Genomic DNA, 21,446 nt, shown 5'->3' with positions numbered 1-21,446 from the left:
GCCACTGCGCATGGGTGGCGATGGCGAGCGGTTCGACTGTCATGGGTGTGCACTGGTTCCGGCGGGGGCGGGCAGCTTGGCGCTGGATCAAGCGCCCTCGCATGCAAACCGGGGCGCCAATGGCGCCCCGGAACGTGTCACTACGGAAAACTCACGCAATTATTTGCGTGAAAAGCCCGTGTCGTCGTCCATCTTGCTGTCGCCGGCGAGCTTGTTGGCGCCGCCCGGGCTGCGCGGATAGCCGCCTGCCGCATCGTTCGATTCGTGTACCGGGTTCGGTTCGGCGTTCATGCTGCCGCCCGTCTGGTAACCCTCGCCCTCGGTGCGCGGGCCGCTGTTGCCGCCGCTGCGCGGCAGGCCACCGGCCAGATCGTTGGATTGGTGGAAGCGGTCGGCGGGCACTTCACGCGGGTTCTCGCCCGTCTGCGAGCCTTGGCGATCAGTGCTTTCCTGGATCTTGCTGGAGCTTGCATCCTGGGTATCGGCGCGATTTTCGCCGTTGGCATTGTCCACGCTCTGGCGGTTGCCATAGATGTCGCCGTGCTGCACGCCCGGCACGCCGGCTTCCGTGCCGCGTGCATTACGATCTTCGGTGCCGGTGCCGGGGACGATGCCGGTATCCACGCCGGTGCCAATCGTCGTGCCGCCGGCATGCGCTGGCTGGACCGACGCAGGCGCATTCGGGTTACCGGCAGTGCGTGTATCACCCTGGCGGTTGCCCACAGGCTCGTTCAACTGACCCCACTCAGCGGAATGCGCTTCCATTGCGCGCTGGTGGCTGTCGGTCGTGCCCTGCTGGGCACCGGTCGTGGCGAGCTGGCCTTGCGCTGCGCCCGGACGATCCGGTTGCGCCATACCGGTGCCGGACGGTGCGCGTTGTTCGGTGGCGCCATCGCGCGTTGCGCCCTTGGCGTCCGGGTTCCATTTTTCGTTGGCACCGTTGTTGGTCTGGTTATTCACTTCGCTACGCTGGTTCGCATCCATGTCGGTCTCCTGTGCATTGGTGAACTGGCAGGTCGATGCCTGCCGCATGGATTCATCATGCGCGCACCCGGCGACGCACAGAATAGGATGACGTAGGGGGTGTGTGTAGGACTGTTCCTGAGCCGAAGAATGAATGGCGGAACTTTAATTTCTTGAATGCACTAATTCTCGCGCGTTGTCCTACAAAGTCATCTGGACTACTCCTATAGCAGCATCCAAAAGGCGTGCCTACTATGGATTTGGGCTCATCGTCGCCGCCGTTCGGCGTCGGCAGGCCTCAAGCCTGCCGCAGGACGCGGCGGTTTCCAATCGTGTATATGGGAGAAACCTCATCATGGCCTCAAGCAACCAGGGTAACAAGCAATCGGGCACGCCGGGCAATAGTCAAAGTGCCGGCGGCACGCGTAATCGCGGCTTCGCATCGATGGATCCTGCACGCCAGCGTGAAATCGCCAGCCAGGGCGGCAAGGCTGCTCATGCGAAGGGAACGGCGCACGAGTTCACGTCCGACGAAGCCCGCCGCGCAGGCAGCCTGAGCCACGGGAACCGGCAGTCCGCGAGCGCCGCCGACATGGTGAGCAGCGCGGTCAAGAGCGGTAACCGCCAGAGCGCAGGAAGCGGCAGCCGCAGCGGTGGCGCCAAGGAGTAGGCGGTCTGCCGCCGGCAGCGTGCCGGCACGGCCATTCACGGGGAGCGGTATGCTCCCCGTTTTGCTGTCCGCTGGTGCAAACTGCCCAAAAGGGCGGGGGGATGCGGTAGAATCGCAGCGCCTTTTTCAACCTTCCCCCAAGGATCAACGTCGTGAAACCAGCGGTCATTCGTCAAGTCAAGAGCCTGTCCATGTCCTGCGACCGGGTTGGTAACCTGTTGCTGACCAAGTTCTCCACCATCGGTGCGAGCGATGTCGCCGTCCACATCCCGGCCAATGTCGTGTTCTGGCTGCTCAAGCACCTGCCGGTCAATCAGGATCCGCAGCTCAAGGCGCCGGCGGCCGGTCCAGTCATCGGCGAGGCCGACTGGCAGAACCCGAATACGCCACGCGTCCAGTACGTCAATTGCAAAGAGTTGCCAGGCATGATCCGCATGACCTTCGCCCTCGAGACCAAGCCGGACCTGACGGTCGTGCTCGATCGCGGCAATGTCGAGCTGATGCGTCAGATCATGGCGATGTACACCAAGGACCTGATCGACCTCGACGCGCAGTAAATACCGTTTCTGCTTGCCTCTCGCCGGGCTGGCGCCCGGCGCTTTGTCACCCTGCGCCGCCTTCCACGGCGGGCCATGAAAGGATCACCATGTCCATCAAGATCAGCACGATGTTCGACGCCGGATCGATCGATGTCGTCAACGCCGGGCATCCGTCCCGGATCGACCTGAACCTGCGCGCCGACTCGCACGCCGACATCCACCAGTGGTTCCATTTTCGGCTGCAGGGTGCGCGCGACCAGGCCGTGACGATGCGCTTTTTGAACGCCGGCCAGGCCACGTACCCGAAGGGGTTCGAGGATTACCAGGCGGTGGCCAGCTATGACCTCGACAACTGGTTCCGCGTGCCGACCACGTTCGATGGCCAGGTGATGACGATCGAGCACACGCCGGAAACGGACAGCGTGTATTACGCCTACTTCGAGCCGTATAGCTGGGAACGCCACCTGCGCCTGCTGGGCGAAGTGGCCGAGAACCCGATCGCGCGTGTGCTCGACATCGGCAGCACGGTCGAGGGCCGCGACATGAACCTGGTCGTGATCGGCAACCCGCAGGCCGAGAAAAAGATCTGGGTCATCGCACGTCAGCACCCGGGCGAATCGATGGCCGAATGGTTCGTCGAAGGCATGATGGACGCGCTGCTCGACAGCGCCAATCCGGTGGCGCGCACGCTGCTGCAGCGCGCCGTGTTCTACATCGTGCCGAACATGAACCCGGACGGCTCGGTGCGCGGTAACCTTCGCACGAACGCCGCCGGTGCCAACCTGAACCGCGAATGGATGAACCCGTCGCTCGAGCGCAGCCCCGAGGTACTGTGCGTGAAGCAGAAGATCGAAGAAACCGGCATCGACATGTTCTTCGATATTCACGGCGACGAAGCGCTGCCGTACAACTTCGTGGCCGGCTGCGAAATGCTGGCCGATTTCACGGCCGAGCGCGCAATGGAGCAAACCGCCTTCATCGACCGCTACATCGCCTGCAGCCCGGACTTCCAGAAAGAGTTCGGCTACGCCGCCAGCAAGTACAACGACGAACTGCTCACGCTGGCGTCGAAGTATGTTGGCCACCACTACAAATGCCTGTCGCTGACGCTGGAAATGCCGTTCAAGGACAACGCCAACCTGCCCGACGCGCACACCGGCTGGAACGGCGCACGCAGCGCAGGCCTGGGCGCGGCCATGCTGCAGCCGATCCTGCAAGGGCTGGGCTGACGCGATGGGCATCGAGATCGAGCGCAAGTTCCTGCTGAAAGGCGACGCCTGGCGCACGCTGGGCACGGCCACGCTGCTGCGCCAGGGCTATCTGTGCGCCGACCCGACGCGCACGGTGCGCGTGCGCATCGAGGGCGAGCAGGGCGTGTTGACCATCAAGAGCAAGAGCGAAGGTGCTTCGCGCGGCGAGTGGGAGTATCCGATCCCGCTGCTTGAAGCCGCCGAACTGCTCGAGCGCCTGTGCGAGCGGCCCCTGGTCGAAAAGACCCGGCGCCGCATCGAGCACGCCGGGTTCACCTGGGAAGTCGATGAATTCCTGGGCGAGAACGCGGGCCTGATCGTGGCCGAGATCGAGCTGCCGGCCGAAGATACCGTGTTCGACAAGCCCGACTGGATCGGCCAGGAAGTCACTGGCGACAAGCGTTATTACAATTCGAGCCTGATCAGGGCGCCGTATTCCACCTGGACCGATACCCCCACATGACCCGTCACGCGCGCCGCAGCCTCATCAAAGTATCCATCGTTACCGCGTTGAGTCTGGCGTTTTCCGGCGCCTCGGCCGCGCCGGCTGCGACAGTCGGCGCCGCTTACTTCCCGCCCGCCGGGGAGTGGACGCGCAAGGACCCGGCGGCGCTCGGGATGGATCCGGTGGCACTTGCCGCTGCGATCGCGTTTGCACAATCGCGCGAGACCGAGCGGCCGCTCGACCTGTCCGACCAGGAAGCGATCTTCGGTACGCGCCTGGGCTCGATGCCGACCCGGCGCGCCGCGACCAACGGCGTGGTGATCTACAAGGGCTATGTCGTGGCCGAGTTCGGTGACACGCGCTTTGTCGATCCGACCTACTCGGTGGCCAAGAGCATGCTGGCCACCGTGGCGGGCGTGGCGGTGCGCGACGGGCGCCTGCAAGTCGATGAGCCGGTGGCGCAGCGCGTCACCGATGGCGGCTACGCGACGCCACACAACGGGGCCGTGACCTGGAAGCAGCATCTGCAGCAAGAGTCCGAATGGGACGGCGAGCTGTGGGGCAAGCACAGCAACTTCATCGGCAAGGCTGCGTTTGGCAAGGGTGAAAAGAAACCGCGCGCCATCAAGACGCCGGGCACGTTCTACGAATACAACGATACGCGTGTGAACCGCCTGGCACTGTCGCTGCTGCGCGTGTTTGGCCAGTCGGTACCGGACGTGTTCCAGCAGCAGGTCATGGACCCGATCGACGCCTCGTCGAGCTGGAAGTGGGTCCCGTACCACAACAGCTACGTTGAACTGAACGGCAAACAGGTGCCCTCGGTCAGCGGCGGCACGCGCTGGGGTGGTGGCATGTGGATCGACAGCTGGGACATGGCGCGCTTCGGCTACCTGTGGCTGCGCCAGGGCAACTGGGCCGGCAAGCAGATCCTGCCGCCGGCCTATGTCACGGCGGCGCTCACACCAAGCGCGAACGGCCCGGATTACGGCTACCTGTGGTGGCTCAATACCAAGGGCAAGAACCTGCCGGGCATGCCAGCCACTGCGTTTGCCGCGCTGGGCGCGGGCAGCAACGATATCGTCGTCTCGCCCGAGCACGACCTGGTCATCGTGTGGCGCTGGCATGCCGGTAACGCCGCTGAATTCGCCACGCGCGTGGTGGGCGCGATCCGCAAATAGACGGCCACTTGGCAGCACATCGGACCTCTTTTCGGCCTCATTCAGACCGCATCCGGGCGGCATTCAGCCGCGAGGCTGCATCCCCCGTTTCGTACAAACCCCGTTGTCCAATTGTGCGGGGCAAAAGGGGGTTTGGGTGATATTCTTTTGCCACTAAATACACTCGCGATGCGGCGACGCGTGCCACGGCCTTGACAGGGGTCTGGCGCAAGCCTCCCCCGGCATTGCCAATATCACCAGGACACAAGAATGAAAAAGAACATCGCCATTGTTGGTGCAGGATTCTCCGGGGCAGTGATCGCCAACCAACTCGCACAAGCAGGCTACACGGTCGACGTCTTCGAGTCGCGTCCGCACGTGGCCGGCAATTGTTATTCCGAGCGCGATGCCGAGACCGGCGTCATGGTCCACGTGTACGGCCCGCACATTTTCCACACCGACAATGAGCGTGCGTGGGAATTCGTCAACCGTTTTGCCGAGTTCAAGCCGTACGTCAACCGCGTCAAGGCCATCACCGACGGTAAAGTCTTCACTCTGCCGATCAACCTGTTGACCATCAACCAGTTCTTCAACAAGACGATGGGGCCGGCCGAAGCGCAGGAGTTCCTGGCAAACCTGGGCGACAAGACCATCGAAAACCCGACCACCTTCGAAGAGCAGGCACTGCGCTTCGTGGGCCGCGACCTGTACGAAGCGTTCTTCAAGACCTACACGATCAAGCAGTGGGGTCTGGAGCCGAGCGAACTGCCGGCCAGCATCCTCAAGCGTCTGCCAGTGCGTTTCAATTACGACGACAACTACTTCAACCACAAATACCAGGGCATGCCAGCCGAAGGCTACACGCAACTGGTGCAGAACATCATCGACACGCCGGGCGTGACGGTGCACCTGAACACCACGTTCGATCCGGCCACCAAGGGCGAATACGAGCATGTGTTCTACAGCGGCCCGATCGACGCCTGGTTCAAGCACACCGAAGGCCGCCTGCCTTACCGCACGCTGGACTTCGAAGTCTTCCGCGCCGACGGCGACTTCCAGGGTAACGCTGTCATCAATTACTGCGACAACGAAAAGAAATACACCCGCATCACCGAGCACAAGCACTTCTCGCCGTGGGAAAAGCACGAAAAGACGATCTGCTACGCGGAGTACAGCCGCCAGTGCGAAGAAAAGGATATCCCTTACTATCCGATCCGCCAGAACCGCGAAAAGGCCATGCTCGAGCTGTACGTGAACAAGGCGCAAAACGAGCCGAACGTCACATTCGTCGGCCGCCTGGGCACCTACCGCTATCTGGACATGGACGTCACGATCGCCGAAGCACTGGCCACATCCGACAAGTTCCTTGAAAGCGCCCGCACCAACGCGCGCATGCCAGCATTCACCATCGACCCGATGGCGTAATGCACTAACGCAGTCGTAAAAAAAGGCCGGCCACGATCAACGTGGCCGGCCTTTTTTGCACGGACCCGCAGTGCCGGTACAACATCCCACCGGATCAAAAAAAGCCGGGGTCAGGTCTGACATTCGAACACGATCTCGACAGTTGGGTATTCGGAATTAGCTGGCACGGGGCCAAGTAGTACCGGGCACATTGCCAGTGGATGTGGCCACTGCTGAGGTCGTGTCCAAATGTCAGACCTGACCCCGGCTGTGGACCCCGGCTGTGACTTGAAAGTGATCTAAAGCTGAGGTCGTGTCCAAATGTCAGACCTGACCCCGGCTTTGGAGATCAGTGGAAGTGCTCGCTGCCGGTCGGCGTGTCGTCCGGCATCTCGGCATGTACCAGTTCGCCGGTTGGGTCGGCGAACAGCGGTGAGCCGCAGTCGTCGCAGTACTCGGCCACGTAGCGTTCGTTGATGCGCTTGATGTGGGCGATGCCTGCTTCGTTCAGGTGCGCGACGATTTCATTGAGCGGGCTGAGCGCATCGTGGGTGATGGCGAGCGGGCCTTCCACCGGCGTACCGGACTCGTCTTCTTGCCCGTACAGCGGCCAGACGATGCCATACACCACATCCGGGCTCTGGCGCATCGTGAACGACACGCGGTACTCGTCGATCTGGATGTCCGGCGCTTCTTCGCCAAAGCCGGCGACGACAGCGCGCAGGTCGGATGGTTCCACGCCCAGCGTGTTCGTCAGGTAGTGGACGGCAGCGCGGATCGAGATCGGACGGATCAGCTTATCGGCTTCGCGGCAGGCGACGTAATACGCTTCCGGCAGCAGCAGCTCGATGCCGCAGCCGGGCATCAGGCGCGCGACGTTGGCAGTGGCTTGCGTGCGCCATTGTTCCAGGCTGCGCTCGCGCTCTTGCACGACGTGCAGCTGATGCTGCGGCTCTTGCCAGCGGAACAGCGGGTCACCCGCCGGCGCGACAATCGTGATCAGCATATAGCGCGTGTCGGCCAGGAACGGGGCGGTTTCCTCTAACTGCGGCGCCGGTTTGATCGTGCCGCCCTTGTGCGCGGCGGCGGCCAGCTTGTGCGTCAGCGCGTAGGTTTCCGCATGCGTGCGCGGCAGCTGGTCGATCGAATACAGGGTCGGGGCGATGGCCATCTTCGTGCCGCCTGCCAGCAGGTGCGCCGAGAAGTGCGCGCCGAGCGTGGCCAGCAGGTCGGCAGGGATCGTGCCGGTGGCGATCGAGAACCGGGTCCAGGCCAGGATCGGTGCAGCGATCAGGAGCGCCTGCCAGGTGACGTCGACGCCATCCTTCTGCTCGACCATCACGGCCGATTCGCTGACCGCTTCGACGGTGTCCATCAGCACGTCGTACGAGGCCAGATCGCTCTTGAACAACGCGTTCAGCGCACTGTCGATGCTGTCCTGGTGGTTGGTCTTGAGCAGTTTTTGCAGTTGCGTGTCGAGCTGGCGTTCCCATGCCCGTTCTTCGGCACGGCTGGCAGCTTGCATGAGGGCTTGCGAGAGGCTGACGAGGCGCTGGCTTTCTGCGGAAAGTTTGGGTGTTGAATCTTTGGAAGGGCGACGCATGGGGCGAGTGAGTCTCTTGTCAGTTAGTGGATCGAATGTCAGTGGAGCAGACCGGAGCCGGATAATGATGATAATCCCTTATCCCGCGTATTGTAGTTGATTCGGCCACATGCCATGAACAATGGGGGCGGGCGCGCCCGGTACGTACGGATTACAGGAAGACACTTGCCAAGTCCGCCTACACCGACCATAATGAGAACAATTCTCATTCAAACATCAATGAGAAGCAGCAGGAATGTTCGACCCTGCCGGCGACCGGGAAAGCGCTGGCAGATGCTCTTCACGGAGTACCACCCCCGCCGGGAGACCGGATTCGCCCCTCCTGGCTCGCCAGGGGGGATTTTTTTGTTGGCCGTACCCACCACAATCTCATCATGATGCTGCATATTCCCGGCGTGCTGACGCCAGAACAGGTCTCCGCGATCCGCGCCCGGCTCGACCAGGCGCCGGAGTGGATCGACGGACGCGAGAGCGTCGGCGCGCAGGGTGCGCAGGTCAAGCGCAATCGCCAGCTGGGCGAGGGCACGCCGCTGGCACTCGAGCTGGGGCAGATCGTCAGCGGCGCGCTGATGGCCAATCCGTTGTTCTTCGCTGCCGTGCTGCCGCTGCGGGTCTTGGCGCCGTACTTCAATGCGTATGCGGGCGGGGAGCATTACGGGTTGCATGTGGATGGTGCGATCCGGGCCCAGCGCGGCGGCTTGCCAGCGGTGCGGGCCGATGTGTCGACAACCGTGTTCCTGAGCGAGCCCGACGAATACGACGGCGGCGAGCTGGAAGTGGTGGACCTGTATGGCACGCACGAGGTCAAGCTGGCGGCCGGCGATGCGATCGTGTATCCGTCCGGCAGCGTGCATCAGGTGCGGCCGGTGACGCGTGGGGAGCGGGTGGCATCGTTCCTGTGGACGCAGAGCATGGTCAGGGATGATGGCAAGCGGGCGATGCTGTTTGATCTGGACACGCATATCCAGGCGCTGCGGGGTGAGCATGGCGATTCAGCCACCACGGTCGGGCTGACGGCGCATTATCACAATCTGCTCAGGATGTGGGCCGAGGTGTGACGAAGACCGTACATGCACCACGCGATCTCGCCGCGTATTCTTGAACGCGTGGACGGCTCCCGCCGTCCACGCGTTGATCGTTGACGCTACCGTTCACCCACGTCGATGCAATGTCGTATGACGATGTAAAAAGGGCTGGAACCCGCGAGGATTCCAGCCCTTTTCGTTGGACGCAGCCCGCTTGCGCGGGCCTGGCCAAACCGCTTACGCCAGCAGCTGACGCAGCACGAACGGCAGAATACCGCCATGCTTGTAGTAGTCGACTTCGATTGGCGTATCGATACGCAGCAGAACGCGCACTTCCTGCGACTCGCCGTTTTCACGGTGGATCACGAGCGTGGCCAGCTGTTGCGGCTTGATCTCGCCTTCCAGGCCCTTCAGGTCGTACGTCTCTTTGCCGGTGATACCCAGGCTGTCGACGCTGTCGTTGCCGATGAATTGCAGTGGCAGCACGCCCATGCCGACCAGGTTCGAGCGGTGGATGCGTTCGAACGAGCGCACGATCACGGCCTTCACGCCCAGCAGCTGGGTGCCCTTGGCGGCCCAGTCACGCGACGAGCCGGTGCCGTACTCTTCGCCGCCGAAGATCATGGTCGGGGTGCCGTCGGCCACGTACTTCATGGCGGCGTCATAGATCGACATCTGTTCGCCGGTTGGCTGGAACTGCGTGATGCCGCCTTCGATCGCCGAGCCATCCGGACCGACCGGGATCATGCGGTTCTTGATCCGCACGTTGGCGAAGGTGCCGCGCATCATGATTTCGTGGTTACCGCGACGCGAGCCGTACGAGTTGAAGTCGGCTTTCAGGACGTTGTGTTCCTTGAGCCACTTGCCCGCTGGGCCGTCTTCCTTGATCGAACCGGCCGGGGAGATGTGGTCGGTGGTGATCGAGTCGCCAAACACGCCCAGTGCGCGTGCGCCGGTGATGCCGGTAGCGACCGCTTTCGGGGTCATCTCGAAATCAGCGAAGAACGGTGGCTCGGCGATGTAGGTCGACTCAGGCCAGTTGTAGACCTGGCCTTCGGTCGTCGTGACGCGTTCCCACAGTTCGCCCGGGTTGCCCTTGACATCGGCGTAGTTCGACTTGAACACTTCCGAGTTCATCGCAAAGCGCATCAGCTCGCCGATCTCTTGCGAGGTCGGCCAGATGTCGCCCAGGTACACGTCCACGCCATTGCTGTCCTGGCCGACTGGCTCGGTCATCAGGTCGCGTGTCATGTTGCCGGCGATCGCGTACGCGACGACCAGCGGTGGCGAGGCCAGGAAGTTCGAACGGATGTTCGGGTGGATCCGTGCTTCGAAGTTACGGTTGCCCGACAGGATGGCCGAAGCGACGATGTCGTTCTGCGTGATCGCGGCGTTTAGTTCCGGGGTCAGGTCACCCGCATTGCCGATGCAGGTCGTGCAGCCGTAGGCGGTCACGCCGAAGCCCAGCTTTTCCAGGTACGGCAGCAGGCCGGCAGCGGTCAGGTAATTGGTGACCACGCGCGAGCCAGGGGCCAGCGACGACTTGATGTGCGGCGCCACGGTCAGGCCGCGCTCGACGGCTTTCTTGGCCAGCAGGCCCGCGGCCAGCAGCACGCTCGGGTTCGACGTGTTGGTGCACGACGTGATGGCGGCGATCAGGATGTCGCCGTTCTTCACGTTCACGCCATTGGTCGTGGTGTATTGCTTGTTGAGGTCGTCCGGGTTCTTGTTGAAGCCGTTCTGCGTCGTTGGCTTGCTGAACAGTTCCGTGAAATTGTTCTTCACGTTGCCCAGTTCGATACGGTCTTGCGGACGCTTCGGGCCTGCCAGCGATGGCGTGACGGTCGACAGATCCAGCTCGACGACGCGCGTGAAGTCGATTTCGCCTTCTTGCGGGATGCCGAACATGCCCTGGGCACGGTAGTAGCCTTCGAACGCAGCCAGCTCTTCTTCGGTACGGCCGGTGCCGCGGAAGTAGTCGACCGTGGCTTCGTCCACCGGGAAGAAGCCCATCGTCGCGCCGTATTCAGGCGCCATGTTGCCGATGGTTGCGCGGTCGGTGGTCGACAGCGAGCGGGTACCGGCGCCGAAGAACTCGACGAACTTGCCGACGACTTTCTCTTTGCGCAGCAGTTCGGTGACGGTCAGCACCAGGTCGGTCGCGGTGCAGCCTTCGCGCAGCTTGCCTTTCAGGTTGACACCGATGACGTCCGGGGTCAGGAAGTACACCGGCTGGCCCAGCATGCCGGCTTCGGCTTCGATGCCGCCCACGCCCCAGCCGACCACGCCAACGCCGTTGATCATGGTGGTGTGCGAGTCGGTGCCGACCAGCGTGTCAGGGTAGTACACGTCGCCTTGCTTCATGACGCCGCGCGCCAGGTATTCCAGGTTGACCTGGTGGACGATGCCGAAGCCCGGTGGCACGACGCCGAAGGTGTCGAAGGCTTGCATGCCCCATTTCATGAACTGATAGCGCTCGTTGTTGCGCGAGAATTCCAGCTTCATGTTCAGGTCGAGTGCGTTTGGCTCGCGGAAGTGGTCGATCGTGACCGAGTGGTCGACAACCAGGTCGACCGGCACCAGTGGCTCGATCTTCTTCGGATCGGCGCCCATTTTGGCGGCGACGTTGCGCATGGCGGCCAGGTCGGCCAGCAGTGGCACGCCGGTGAAGTCTTGCAGCACGACGCGGGCCACGACGAACGGGATCTCGTCGGTGCGCTCGGCGGTGGCTTTCCAGCCGGCGACCTGCTTGACGTGCTCTTCGGTGACCTTCTTGCCGTCGCAGTTACGCAGCACGGATTCCAGGACGATACGAATCGACACCGGCAGGCGCGACAGGTTCACACCGAGGGATTCCGCCAGCGCAGGCAGCGAGTGAAACTGGCCGCTCTGGCCTGCGCCGATCGGGAATTCCTTCAGTGTATTCAGGGTGTTGCGAGACATAATCTCTCCTTCAGTGGAATATTGTTATCAACAACGGTGTTATTTCAACAGTATCAAATAACATCAGGCGACAGGACGGTCTGGATCCGGGAAACCCAGGCCGCGGCTCAAGTCTTGCTCGCCTCCGGCGCCGCGGTCGCCACGATCGCGGACTGGGTGGCGTTCTTGCATTCATTGGCCAGCTGGCGGTTGAGCTTCGAGTCGAGCAGGATGCCCTTGGACGGAATGCCGATCCAGATCAGGCCATAGTGCGGATTTTCGAAGCGCAAGGCGCCGGTGGTGGTGCCGATGCGGGCCAGGCGGTGCAGCCGGGTCTTCCAGCGCAGCGCGATGTGGGCCGCATCGTTGTCGTTCGTGTAGATCGTGATCTTGTTTCCCAGCTCGCAATCGTACTCGGTGGTTTTGGTATCGGTGATGTCCGGCTCGTTGACCTCGAGCGGGTCGGCGGCCACTGCGGCGGCCGTGACGGCAGCAGCAGTGCCAGCAGCAGTAGCGGCTTTCGCTTTCTTGCTCGGCTTTTTGGATGCAGCCTTCGCCGGCTTTTTCGCCGCTTCGGCAGCGAGCACGGCGGAGGCTTTCGGGTGCGCTACCGGTGTGGCGGCGTTGGCCGGCGCACAGGCGACGGCGGCGGCAAGGGCAAGTGCGCAAGCAGCAACGATTGGAGAGAGGAGGGTGGCCATGGTCGGGATTATCGGGAGTCGGAGAGGTTGACGATGGCTGCAGCTGCCTCGGGCAATGCGAGGCCGGCCAGCTTGGCCCGCTGCAACACCGACCAATAGTATCGGTAGCTCGCACGGTCATGCAAGCGCCCGTGTTGCGCAATCGGTCCCCAGCCTGCGGCCATGGCTTCGGTCAGGATATTCGTCGCTTCATTGACTTCGGACAAGCGCGGCGTGAACGCCTTCAGGATCGGCTTGATCTGATCCGGGTGGATGCTCCACATGCGGGTAAAGCCGAACTCGGCGCCAGCGCGCTGGGCGTCATTCGCCACGGTCGCGCTGTCCTTGATGTCGGTCGTCACATTGTGCGACGCCACCTTGCCATGGGCATGGCAGGCCGCCACCATCTCGAGCTTCGCGCGCACCACCAGCGGATGCGTGAACTGGCCGGGCGTGCGCATCGCGCTCGCCGGGATCGCGCCGTAGTGGGCCGACACAAAATCCATGATGCCGAACGACAGGCACTCGACCTGCGGCAGCGCGGCGATCGCGTAGGCGTCACGCAGCGCGCCATGGGTTTCGATCAGCACGTGGACGGGCAGGTCGACACGGCCGGCAGCCAGCGCATATTTATTGATCAGTTCGATGGCGCCGCGCACCTCGTCGACGCTGTCGACTTTCGGCAGCACGACATACGCCAGGCGCGCCGCAGCGCCGCCTACGATGAGGGCGACGTCGTTGGCAAAGTGGATGCTGGCCGGCTCGTGCAGACGCGCGCCGACACGGTTGAAGCGGTTCTCTTCGCTGTTGACCAGGCCCGCCACCAGAACGGCGTGCTCGTGCTCGACGCCGGCCTGGGCGCCGTCTTCGCAGTCGAAGGTGATGTCAAACAAGGGACCAAGCTCTTGTTGCAGGGTCAGCGATTTGCGCATCAGCTTCTCGGCACCGGCGTAGTGATCGCAGGCAGGGAGAAGGAGCGGCTGGCGTTTGCCCTGGAATAAAACCTCGGAAGGATGCATAGATTTCTTGACAACGCTTGGTTGCATAAAACACCGCCGTGCCGGTTGACGGGCACGGCGTGGTTGGCGCATGGCAACTGCCATGCGCCTTGTACTAATTAGCCCAGCAGGTGTGCGACGCCGGCTTTTTCTTCTTCCAGCTCTTTCAGGGTCAGGTTGATGCGCTCTTGCGAGAACGAATCGATGTCCAGACCTTGCACGATCGTGTATTCGCCATTCTCGGTCGTGACCGGGAAGCCGAACATGGTGCCTTCAGGGATGCCGTACGAACCGTCCGACGGGATACCCATCGTGGTCCACTTGCCGTCCGTGCCCAGGACCCAGTCACGGACGTGGTCGATGGCTGCGTTGGCGGCCGAGGCTGCCGACGACAGGCCGCGCGCTTCGATGATCGCAGCGCCGCGCTTGCCGACGGTTGGCAGGAAAGTGTTGGCGTTCCATTCCTGGTCGTTGATCAGGTCCTTGACCTGCTCGCTGCCAGCGGTGGCGAAACGGTAGTCGGCGTACATCGTTGGCGAGTGGTTGCCCCAGACGACCATTTTTTCGATGTCCTTGACCGCTTTACCGGTCTTGGCGGCCACTTGCGACAGCGCACGGTTGTGGTCCAGACGCAGCATCGCGGTGAAGTTTTTCGCTGGCAGGTTCGGTGCCGATTTCATCGCGATGTAGGCGTTGGTGTTGGCTGGATTGCCGACCACCAGGACCTTGACGTTGCGCGAAGCGACGGCGTCGAGTGCCTTGCCCTGCACGGTGAAGATCTGGGCATTGGCTTCGAGCAGGTCCTTGCGTTCCATGCCTGGGCCACGTGGACGGGCGCCGACCAGCAGGGCGACGTCGACATCCTTGAACGCGGTCATCGGGTCCGAATGCGCGGTCATGCCTTCGAGCAGCGGGAATGCGCAGTCATCGATTTCCATCATGACGCCCTTGAGCGCCTTCTGTGCTTTTTCGTTGTCGATTTCGAGCAGCTGAAGGATGACCGGCTGGTCCTTGCCGAGCATGTCGCCGTTGGCGATGCGGAACAGCAGGGAATAGCCGATCTGGCCGGCAGCGCCGGTCACAGCGACGCGCATTGGGGTTTTAGCCATGATGAATCTCCAAAAGTGGGAATGAAAACGGTTTGCACCGAGGTCGACGCCGAGCATACGCTTGTAGGGCTCAGCTGCAATCAGACTTTAATCAGACTGCAATGATAACAAAAAGCGTCGGCCGGGCTATTCAAAAGTCAATCGCGGGTGTCGCGCGCGTACTCTGGCAAGAGTGCCACCGACTCCCGGTCGGGCATGAGTGTATGCCTGCGTCATCAGGGCTGTCAATTCATATCTTATGTCTTATATAAGACAGATATCTGAATGCCTCAAAAGCTGGACGGTATGTCACTTTTGTGGTGAAATCCCGGTCTATGAATTCCACCTCGTCCAATCCGGCTGCCGACCCTGCCGCCAGCGGCTCGCCGTCCTTCCGGCCGCTGTACCAGCAGATCAAGGCCCTGATCACCAAAAGCCTGCAGGCTGGCGAGTGGAAACCGGGCGAGATGATGCCGAGCGAAGTCGAGCTGGCCGGGCGTTTCAAGGTCAGCCAGGGCACCGTGCGCAAGGCTATTGATGAGCTCGCGGCCGAGAACCTGGTCATGCGCCGGCAGGGCAAGGGCACGTTTGTCGCCAGCCACGCCGAAGAGCGTGCGCATTTTCGCTTCCTGCGCCTGCGGCCTGATGAAGGCCTGCCGCACCATCCCGAAAACCGCTTCCTCGAGGTCAAGCGCATCCGGGCGCCGGCCGAGGTGGCGCGCCTGCTCGACCTGAAAGCGGGTGACGCCGTCGTCTACATCAAGCGCGTGCAGTCGTTCGAGGGCAAGCCGACCATCCTGGAAGAGCTGTGGCTTCCGGGCCAGTTGTTCAAGGGCCTGAGCGCCGAGCGCCTGGTGGAATACAAGGGCCCGATGTATGGCCTGTTCGAAACGGAATTTGGCACCCGCATGATCCGCGCGACGGAAAAGATCCGCGCGGTGACGGCCGATGCCGTCACGGCCGAGTATTTGAAAGTGCCCGAGGGCACGCCGTTGCTGTGTGGCGAGCGGGTCTCGTTCACGTATGGCGACAAGGCAGTCGAGTTGCGACGGGGTATGTACTTGACGGAACAGCATCACTATCAGAACGAGCTGTCCTGATAACTAACTCAGCAGTATGGAAATACTTTGCGGCGGTAAATATCGGCCTCAGCGAAAGTCGGCAAGAGCGACTAAAATAGTTTGGTTTTGGGTGTGCGGCGGACATGACCCGGTCCTACGCCCGCTGTCCCGCCCACCTGGCGTCGCGTGATCGGACCAGGACAGGGAAATCAGCGAAAATCCATAGGGTTCACATAAAAATTGTTGTCATAAGGGAGGTGTACCATCATGTCCGAAGCCGTGAGAGAAGCAAAGCAGAAGGGGCGGCCGGAGTTCCGCAATATCGGCATCACCGATATCACTGGCAAATATCGCATGCCGCCATCGGCCATTGTGTCGATTTTGCATCGTATCAGCGGCGCCGGCATGTTCCTGGCACTGCCGTTCCTGTTGTACCTGTTCCAGCAAAGCCTGCTGTCGGAATCGTCGTTCGGCTACTTTGCCGGCATCGTGTCCCACCCGCTCGTCAAGCTGATCCTGCTGGGCCTGTCGTGGGCTTACCTGCACCACTTTATCGCCGGCATCCGTCACCTGTTCATGGACAATCACCTGGCCCTGGACAAGGATGCAGCCCAGTCGACCGCCCGCTGGGTCCTGGTCATCAGCCTGGTGCTGACCGCGTTGGTCGGCCTGAAACTGTTCGGAGTGTTCTAAATCATGGCAACCAAGAATAATATCGGCCCGCGCCGCCTTGTCGTTGGCGCACACTACGGCGTCAAGGACTGGCTGGCGCAGCGCGTCACCGCCATCGTCATGGCGGTCTACACGGTCATCCTGCTTGTCGCTTTTCTGACCGGGCAGAATTTCACGTACGAAGGCTGGGCAGGCCTGTTCTCCCGCCAATGGTTCAAGCTGTTCTCGCTGGTGACCTTCCTCGCGCTGTACTACCACGCCTGGGTCGGCATCCGTGATATCTGGATGGACTATGTTAAATCGGCAGGCCTGCGTCTGTTCCTGATGCTGGCAACGATCTTCTGGCTGCTCGCTTGCGCCGCCTGGACCGTGCAAATTCTCTGGAGTGTGTAATCGTGGCAGCTATCAAAACTGCAATTCCTACCCGTCGTTTTGACGCGGTCATCGTGGGCGCCGGCGGTTCCGGCATGCGCGCGTCCCTGCAACTGGCCGAAGCCGGCCTGAACGTTGCTGTTCTGTCGAAAGTCTTCCCGACCCGCTCGCACACCGTCGCGGCGCAGGGCGGCATCGGCGCTTCGCTCGGCAATATGAGCGAAGACGACTGGTACTGGCACATGTTCGACACCGTCAAGGGTGGCGACTACCTGGGCGACCAGGATGCGATCGAATTCATGTGCCGCGAAGCACCGAAGGTCGTCTACGAGCTGGAACACTTCGGCATGCCGTTCGACCGCAACCCTGACGGCACGATTTACCAGCGTCCGTTCGGCGGCCACACGGCCAACTTCGGCGAAAAGCCGGTCCAGCGCGCCTGCGCGGCAGCCGACCGTACCGGTCACGCGCTGTTGCACACGCTGTATCAGCGTAACGTCCGTGCCCGCACCCACTTCTTCGTCGAATGGATGGCGCTGGACGTGATCCGCGACGCCGAAGGCGACGTGGTCGGCGTGATGGCCCTGGAGATGGAAACCGGCGACGTGATGATCCTGGAAGCGAAGACCACCATCTTCGCTACCGGCGGCGCAGGCCGTATCTTTGCCGCATCGACCAATGCCTTCATCAACACCGGTGACGGCATGGGCATGGCGGCGCGTGCCGGCCTGCCGCTGCAGGACATGGAATTCTGGCAGTTCCACCCGACCGGCGTGGCGGGTGCGGGCGTCCTGATCACCGAAGGCGTGCGCGGCGAGGGCGGTATCCTGATCAACAGTAACGGCGAACGCTTCATGGAGCGCTACGCGCCGACGCTGAAGGATCTGGCGCCACGCGACTTCGTGTCGCGCTCGATGGACCAAGAGATCAAAGAAGGCCGCGGCTGCGGACCGAACAAGGACCACGTGCTGCTGGACCTGCGCCACATTGGCGCCGACACCATCAAGAAGCGTCTGCCTTCGATCCTCGAAATCGGCCACAAGTTCGCCAACGTCGATGCGACCAAGGAACCGATTCCTGTCGTGCCGACGATTCACTACCAGATGGGCGGCATCCCGACCAATATCCATGGTCAGGTCGTGGCACCGGACGGCGCGGGCGGCCAGAAGATCGTCAATGGTCTGTACGCAATCGGCGAATGCGCCTGCGTCTCGGTCCACGGCGCGAACCGCCTGGGCACGAACTCGCTGCTCGACCTGATCGTGTTCGGCCGCGCGGCCGGCAACCACGTCGTCGCATCCGACCTGAAGAAGAAAGTCGCCAAGCCGATGCCGGCTGATGCTGCCGACTTCGCGCTGGACCGCCTGAACCGTCTGGAAACGTCGACCGGCACCGAAAAAGTGCAGCACGTCGCCAACGATATCCGCGCCACGATGCAGAAGTACTGCGGCGTGTTCCGCACCGACCAGCTGCTCACGCAGGGCGTCAAAGAGATCATGGTGCTCGACGAGCGTCGCAAGAACGTGTCGTTCAAGGACAAGTCGAAGGTGTTCAACACGGCACGCGTCGAAGCGCTCGAACTGGACAACCTGATCGAGACCGCGAAAGCGACCATCGTGTCGGCCCAGGCCCGCAAGGAATCGCGCGGCGCCCACGCCCACAGCGATTACGAAACACGTGACGACGCGAACTGGATGAAGCACACGCTGTTCTTCTCCGAGGGCAACCGCCTCGAGTACAAGGGCGTTGTGCAAAAGCCGCTGACGGTCGAGACCTTCAAGCCGAAAGCACGCACTTTCTAAACATTTTGTGGCTCCCGGGCGATTGTCGCCCGGAAGCCGTGATGAGATAGGTAAAAACATGGCACGCACTGTCCAACTGAAGATTTACCGCTACGATCCGGACAAGGATTCGAAGCCTTACATGCAAGACGTTTCGGTCGAGCTGCAAGACACCGACAAGATGCTGCTGGACGTCCTGCAGCGCATCAAGGCGGATGTCGATGACTCGCTGGCGCTGCGCCGCTCATGCCGCGAAGGCGTGTGCGGTTCGGACGCAATGAACATCAACGGCAAGAACGGCCTGGCCTGCACGACCAACCTGAACGAGCTGACCCAGCCAATCGTGCTGCGTCCTCTGCCAGGCCTGCCGGTGGTGCGCGACCTGATCGTCGACATGACCAACTTCTTCAAGCAGTATCACTCGGTCAAGCCGTACCTGATCAACGAGTCGATCCGTCCTGAAAAAGAGCGTCTGCAATCGCCTGAAGAGCGCGAAGAGCTCGACGGTCTGTACGAGTGCATCCTGTGCGCCTGCTGCTCGACCTCGTGCCCGTCGTTCTGGTGGAATCCTGACAAGTTCGTCGGTCCGGCCGGCCTGCTGCAAGCGTACCGCTTCATCGCCGACTCGCGCGACGAAGCGACCAACGATCGCCTGGACAACCTGGAAGATCCGTACCGCCTGTTCCGCTGCCACTCGATCATGAACTGTACGGACGTGTGCCCGAAGGGCCTCAATCCGAACAAGGCGATTGGCAAGATCAAGGAACTGCTGGTGCGTCGCGCGATTTAAGTGATGCAATGCGTGCGGCGCCGCAAACGGCGTCGCACGCGTTCCGGTGTCCAGACGTGCGTCGAGCATTGCGCTCGACGAATGTGTGCATTACCGTAAAAGTACCGTACTGCCGAATCACGGCAGCCGGAGTATGATGTCGAACCAACAACGGATTTTAATGTGATTACACATCAAGCCGATCCTGCCAACCGTTCGCGCCTGCGCTGGCGTGCACGTCGTGGCCTGCTCGAGAACGATCTGATCCTGACGCGCTTTCTCGACGCGCACGAACAGGAACTGACCGACGACGAGGTCGATGCGCTGACGCGCCTGCTTGATCTGGCTGACAACCCGTTGCTGGACCTGCTGCTGGGGCGCAATGAGCCCTCCGGCGAGCTCGACCTGCCGCACGTGCACGCCTTGCTGGCGAAGCTGCGGCTAGCGTAAGCGAACTATGGGCACCCGATTCGCCTACGCGGCACGTCGCGACGCCCCCCGGTTTCGTTTTATTTTGTAGACCCACTCCCACAAGAAGGAAGTGCCATGAACATCTCTGATACCAAAGCCACCCTGTCGTTCTCGGACGGCAGCCCGTCGATCGACATGCCGATCTACAAAGGCACCATCGGCCCGGACGTCGTCGACATCCGCAAGCTGTACGGCGCGACCGGCAAGTTCACGTACGATCCTGGCTTCATGTCGACCGCTGCCTGCAACTCGAGCATCACCTACATCGACGGTGACAAGGGCGAGCTGCTGTACCGCGGTTACCCGATCGAGCAACTGGCCGTCAACTGCGACTTCCTGGAAACCTGCTACCTGCTGCTGAACGGCGAACTGCCAAACGCAGAGCAAAAAGACCTGTTCACCGACACCGTGACCAAGCACACGATGATCCACGAGCAGATGAACTTCTTCTTCCGTGGCTTCCGCCGCGACGCGCACCCGATGTCGGTGCTGGTCGGTACGGTCGGCGCGCTGGCGTCGTTCTACCATGACTCGCTGGACATCAACGATGCCAAGCAGCGCGAAATCTCGGCAATCCGCCTGATCGCCAAGCTGCCAACCCTGGTCGCGATGGCCTACAAGTACAACGTCGGCCAGCCGTTCGTGTACCCACGCAACGACCTGTCGTACAGCGCCAACTTCATGTACATGATGTTCGCCAACCCGTGCGAAGAGTACAAGGTCAACGACGTGCTGGTGCGCGCTCTGGACCGCATCCTGATCCTGCACGCAGACCACGAGCAGAACGCATCGACCTCGACCGTCCGTCTGGCCGGTTCGTCGGGCGCCAACCCGTTCGCCTGTATCGCAGCCGGCATCGCCTGCCTGTGGGGCCCTGCCCACGGCGGCGCGAACGAAGCAGCCCTGAACATGCTGAAAGAAATCGGCAGCGTCGAGAACATTCCGGCCTTCATCGAGAAGGTCAAGGACAAGAACTCCGGCGTCAAGCTGATGGGCTTCGGTCACCGCGTGTACAAGAACTTCGACCCGCGTGCCAAGCTGATGCGCGAAACCTGCCACGAAGTGCTGGAAGAACTGGGCCTGCAGGACGACCCACTGTTCAAGCTGGCAATGGAACTGGAACGCATCGCCCTCGAGGACGAATACTTCGTCTCGCGCAAGCTGTATCCGAACGTCGACTTCTACTCGGGCATCGTGCAATCGGCACTGGGTATCCCGGTCACCATGTTCACCGGTATCTTCGCGATGGCCCGTACCATCGGCTGGATCGCGCAGTGGAACGAAATGATCGCTGACCCAGAGCAGAAGATCGGCCGTCCACGTCAGCTGTTCGTCGGCTCGCCGGCGCGTGACGTGCCGGACATGGACAAGCGTTAATCCGCTTGCGCAGTAATTAAAAAAGCGGGCTGCGGCCCGCTTTTTTCATGGGCGCATGCAGCGAAAATATTTCGGTGGCCGACCCCTGGCGTTGCCGCTGAAGCGGTCTATACTGAGCTCATCAGTATCAATTGCCACTATGAAATATTCCATGTCTTCCCGTTCAGGCGACCCCATTGGTGCACGCACGCTGGCG

20 protein-coding genes are annotated in these 21,446 nt (G+C 61.9%); 14 read left to right on the top strand and 6 right to left on the bottom strand.

The window, feature by feature from the left end:
* Positions 1 to 159 precede the first annotated feature (159 nt).
* Positions 160 to 1,032, bottom strand: coding sequence for a hypothetical protein (locus AC56LY_RS13445; protein ID WP_499580289.1), 873 nt, complete (start codon positions 1,030 to 1,032; stop codon positions 160 to 162).
* Positions 1,033 to 1,318: 286 nt separating this feature from the next.
* On the opposite strand from AC56LY_RS13445, the gene AC56LY_RS13440 reads away from it, so the two are divergent.
* From AC56LY_RS13440 to glf, 6 genes are all read left to right on the top strand, one after another.
* Positions 1,319 to 1,633, top strand: a complete 315-nt coding sequence (locus tag AC56LY_RS13440) for a KGG domain-containing protein (RefSeq protein ID WP_499580287.1) — start codon at positions 1,319 to 1,321, stop codon at positions 1,631 to 1,633.
* Between the two features lie 191 nt (positions 1,634 to 1,824).
* Positions 1,825 to 2,190 carry a hypothetical protein gene (locus AC56LY_RS13435; protein WP_499580284.1) on the top strand — a complete coding sequence of 122 codons (366 nt, stop codon included), beginning with the start codon at positions 1,825 to 1,827 and terminating at the stop codon, positions 2,188 to 2,190.
* An 89-nt stretch (positions 2,191 to 2,279) separates the two neighbouring features.
* The gene (locus tag AC56LY_RS13430) at positions 2,280 to 3,401 is read left to right on the top strand and encodes a M14 family metallopeptidase (RefSeq protein ID WP_499580282.1); all 1,122 of its coding nucleotides are present in this window, start codon (positions 2,280 to 2,282) and stop codon (positions 3,399 to 3,401) included.
* A gap of 4 nt (positions 3,402 to 3,405) precedes the next feature.
* A complete protein-coding gene (locus AC56LY_RS13425) occupies positions 3,406 to 3,885 on the top strand; it encodes a CYTH domain-containing protein (protein ID WP_499580280.1) in 480 nt (159 codons plus the stop codon).
* A complete protein-coding gene (locus AC56LY_RS13420; RefSeq protein WP_499580278.1) occupies positions 3,882 to 5,048 on the top strand; it encodes a serine hydrolase domain-containing protein in 1,167 nt (388 codons plus the stop codon). Before AC56LY_RS13425 ends, AC56LY_RS13420 begins: the two co-directional genes overlap by 4 nt.
* 249 nt (positions 5,049 to 5,297) lie before the next feature.
* Positions 5,298 to 6,452, top strand: a complete 1,155-nt coding sequence (glf, locus tag AC56LY_RS13415) for a UDP-galactopyranose mutase (protein WP_183555481.1) — start codon at positions 5,298 to 5,300, stop codon at positions 6,450 to 6,452.
* A gap of 328 nt (positions 6,453 to 6,780) precedes the next feature.
* Here glf and AC56LY_RS13410 read toward each other — a convergent pair whose 3' ends face one another.
* Positions 6,781 to 8,034 (bottom strand): DUF2863 family protein, encoded by a 1,254-nt coding sequence (locus AC56LY_RS13410; RefSeq protein WP_499580276.1) that lies wholly within the window; start codon positions 8,032 to 8,034, stop codon positions 6,781 to 6,783.
* 374 nt (positions 8,035 to 8,408) lie between these two features.
* Here AC56LY_RS13410 and AC56LY_RS13405 point away from each other — a divergent pair, with 374 nt between their 5' ends.
* A complete protein-coding gene (locus AC56LY_RS13405) occupies positions 8,409 to 9,092 on the top strand; it encodes a Fe2+-dependent dioxygenase (RefSeq protein WP_499580273.1) in 684 nt (227 codons plus the stop codon).
* A gap of 204 nt (positions 9,093 to 9,296) precedes the next feature.
* On the opposite strand, the gene acnA is transcribed toward AC56LY_RS13405, so the two are convergent.
* From acnA to AC56LY_RS13385, 4 genes are all read right to left on the bottom strand, one after another.
* Positions 9,297 to 12,002, bottom strand: coding sequence for an aconitate hydratase AcnA (acnA, locus tag AC56LY_RS13400; RefSeq protein ID WP_183555478.1), 2,706 nt, complete (start codon positions 12,000 to 12,002; stop codon positions 9,297 to 9,299).
* A gap of 107 nt (positions 12,003 to 12,109) precedes the next feature.
* Entirely contained in the window at positions 12,110 to 12,682 is a 573-nt protein-coding gene (locus AC56LY_RS13395) for a hypothetical protein (RefSeq protein ID WP_499580271.1), read from the bottom strand.
* Positions 12,683 to 12,690: 8 nt separating this feature from the next.
* A complete protein-coding gene (locus AC56LY_RS13390) occupies positions 12,691 to 13,680 on the bottom strand; it encodes an HpcH/HpaI aldolase/citrate lyase family protein (protein ID WP_499580269.1) in 990 nt (329 codons plus the stop codon).
* 98 nt (positions 13,681 to 13,778) lie between these two features.
* Positions 13,779 to 14,768 carry a malate dehydrogenase gene (locus AC56LY_RS13385; RefSeq protein WP_499580268.1) on the bottom strand — a complete coding sequence of 330 codons (990 nt, stop codon included), beginning with the start codon at positions 14,766 to 14,768 and terminating at the stop codon, positions 13,779 to 13,781.
* A 314-nt stretch (positions 14,769 to 15,082) separates the two neighbouring features.
* Between AC56LY_RS13385 and AC56LY_RS13380 the strand changes: the two genes are divergently transcribed.
* The 7 genes from AC56LY_RS13380 (at position 15,083) to gltA (ending at position 21,250) form a co-directional block, all read left to right on the top strand.
* The gene (locus AC56LY_RS13380) at positions 15,083 to 15,847 is read left to right on the top strand and encodes a GntR family transcriptional regulator (protein WP_499580267.1); all 765 of its coding nucleotides are present in this window, start codon (positions 15,083 to 15,085) and stop codon (positions 15,845 to 15,847) included.
* Positions 15,848 to 16,075: 228 nt separating this feature from the next.
* Positions 16,076 to 16,501 (top strand): succinate dehydrogenase, cytochrome b556 subunit, encoded by a 426-nt coding sequence (gene sdhC, locus AC56LY_RS13375; RefSeq protein ID WP_499580265.1) that lies wholly within the window; start codon positions 16,076 to 16,078, stop codon positions 16,499 to 16,501.
* A 3-nt stretch (positions 16,502 to 16,504) separates the two neighbouring features.
* Positions 16,505 to 16,873 carry a succinate dehydrogenase, hydrophobic membrane anchor protein gene (gene sdhD, locus AC56LY_RS13370; protein WP_258835073.1) on the top strand — a complete coding sequence of 123 codons (369 nt, stop codon included), beginning with the start codon at positions 16,505 to 16,507 and terminating at the stop codon, positions 16,871 to 16,873.
* A 2-nt stretch (positions 16,874 to 16,875) separates the two neighbouring features.
* Positions 16,876 to 18,654, top strand: coding sequence for a succinate dehydrogenase flavoprotein subunit (gene sdhA, locus AC56LY_RS13365; protein WP_499570208.1), 1,779 nt, complete (start codon positions 16,876 to 16,878; stop codon positions 18,652 to 18,654).
* Between the two features lie 58 nt (positions 18,655 to 18,712).
* Positions 18,713 to 19,423 carry a succinate dehydrogenase iron-sulfur subunit gene (locus AC56LY_RS13360; RefSeq protein WP_183555470.1) on the top strand — a complete coding sequence of 237 codons (711 nt, stop codon included), beginning with the start codon at positions 18,713 to 18,715 and terminating at the stop codon, positions 19,421 to 19,423.
* A gap of 162 nt (positions 19,424 to 19,585) precedes the next feature.
* Positions 19,586 to 19,852, top strand: coding sequence for an FAD assembly factor SdhE (locus tag AC56LY_RS13355; protein ID WP_183555469.1), 267 nt, complete (start codon positions 19,586 to 19,588; stop codon positions 19,850 to 19,852).
* A gap of 96 nt (positions 19,853 to 19,948) precedes the next feature.
* The gene (gene gltA, locus AC56LY_RS13350; RefSeq protein ID WP_499580263.1) at positions 19,949 to 21,250 is read left to right on the top strand and encodes a citrate synthase; all 1,302 of its coding nucleotides are present in this window, start codon (positions 19,949 to 19,951) and stop codon (positions 21,248 to 21,250) included.
* The last annotated feature ends 196 nt before the right edge of the window (positions 21,251 to 21,446 follow it).

The organism is Telluria sp. ZT3P25, assembly GCF_059685895.1.
Note: the sequence above shows the minus strand (reverse complement) of the source record. Positions and strands in the feature narration are given on the sequence as shown.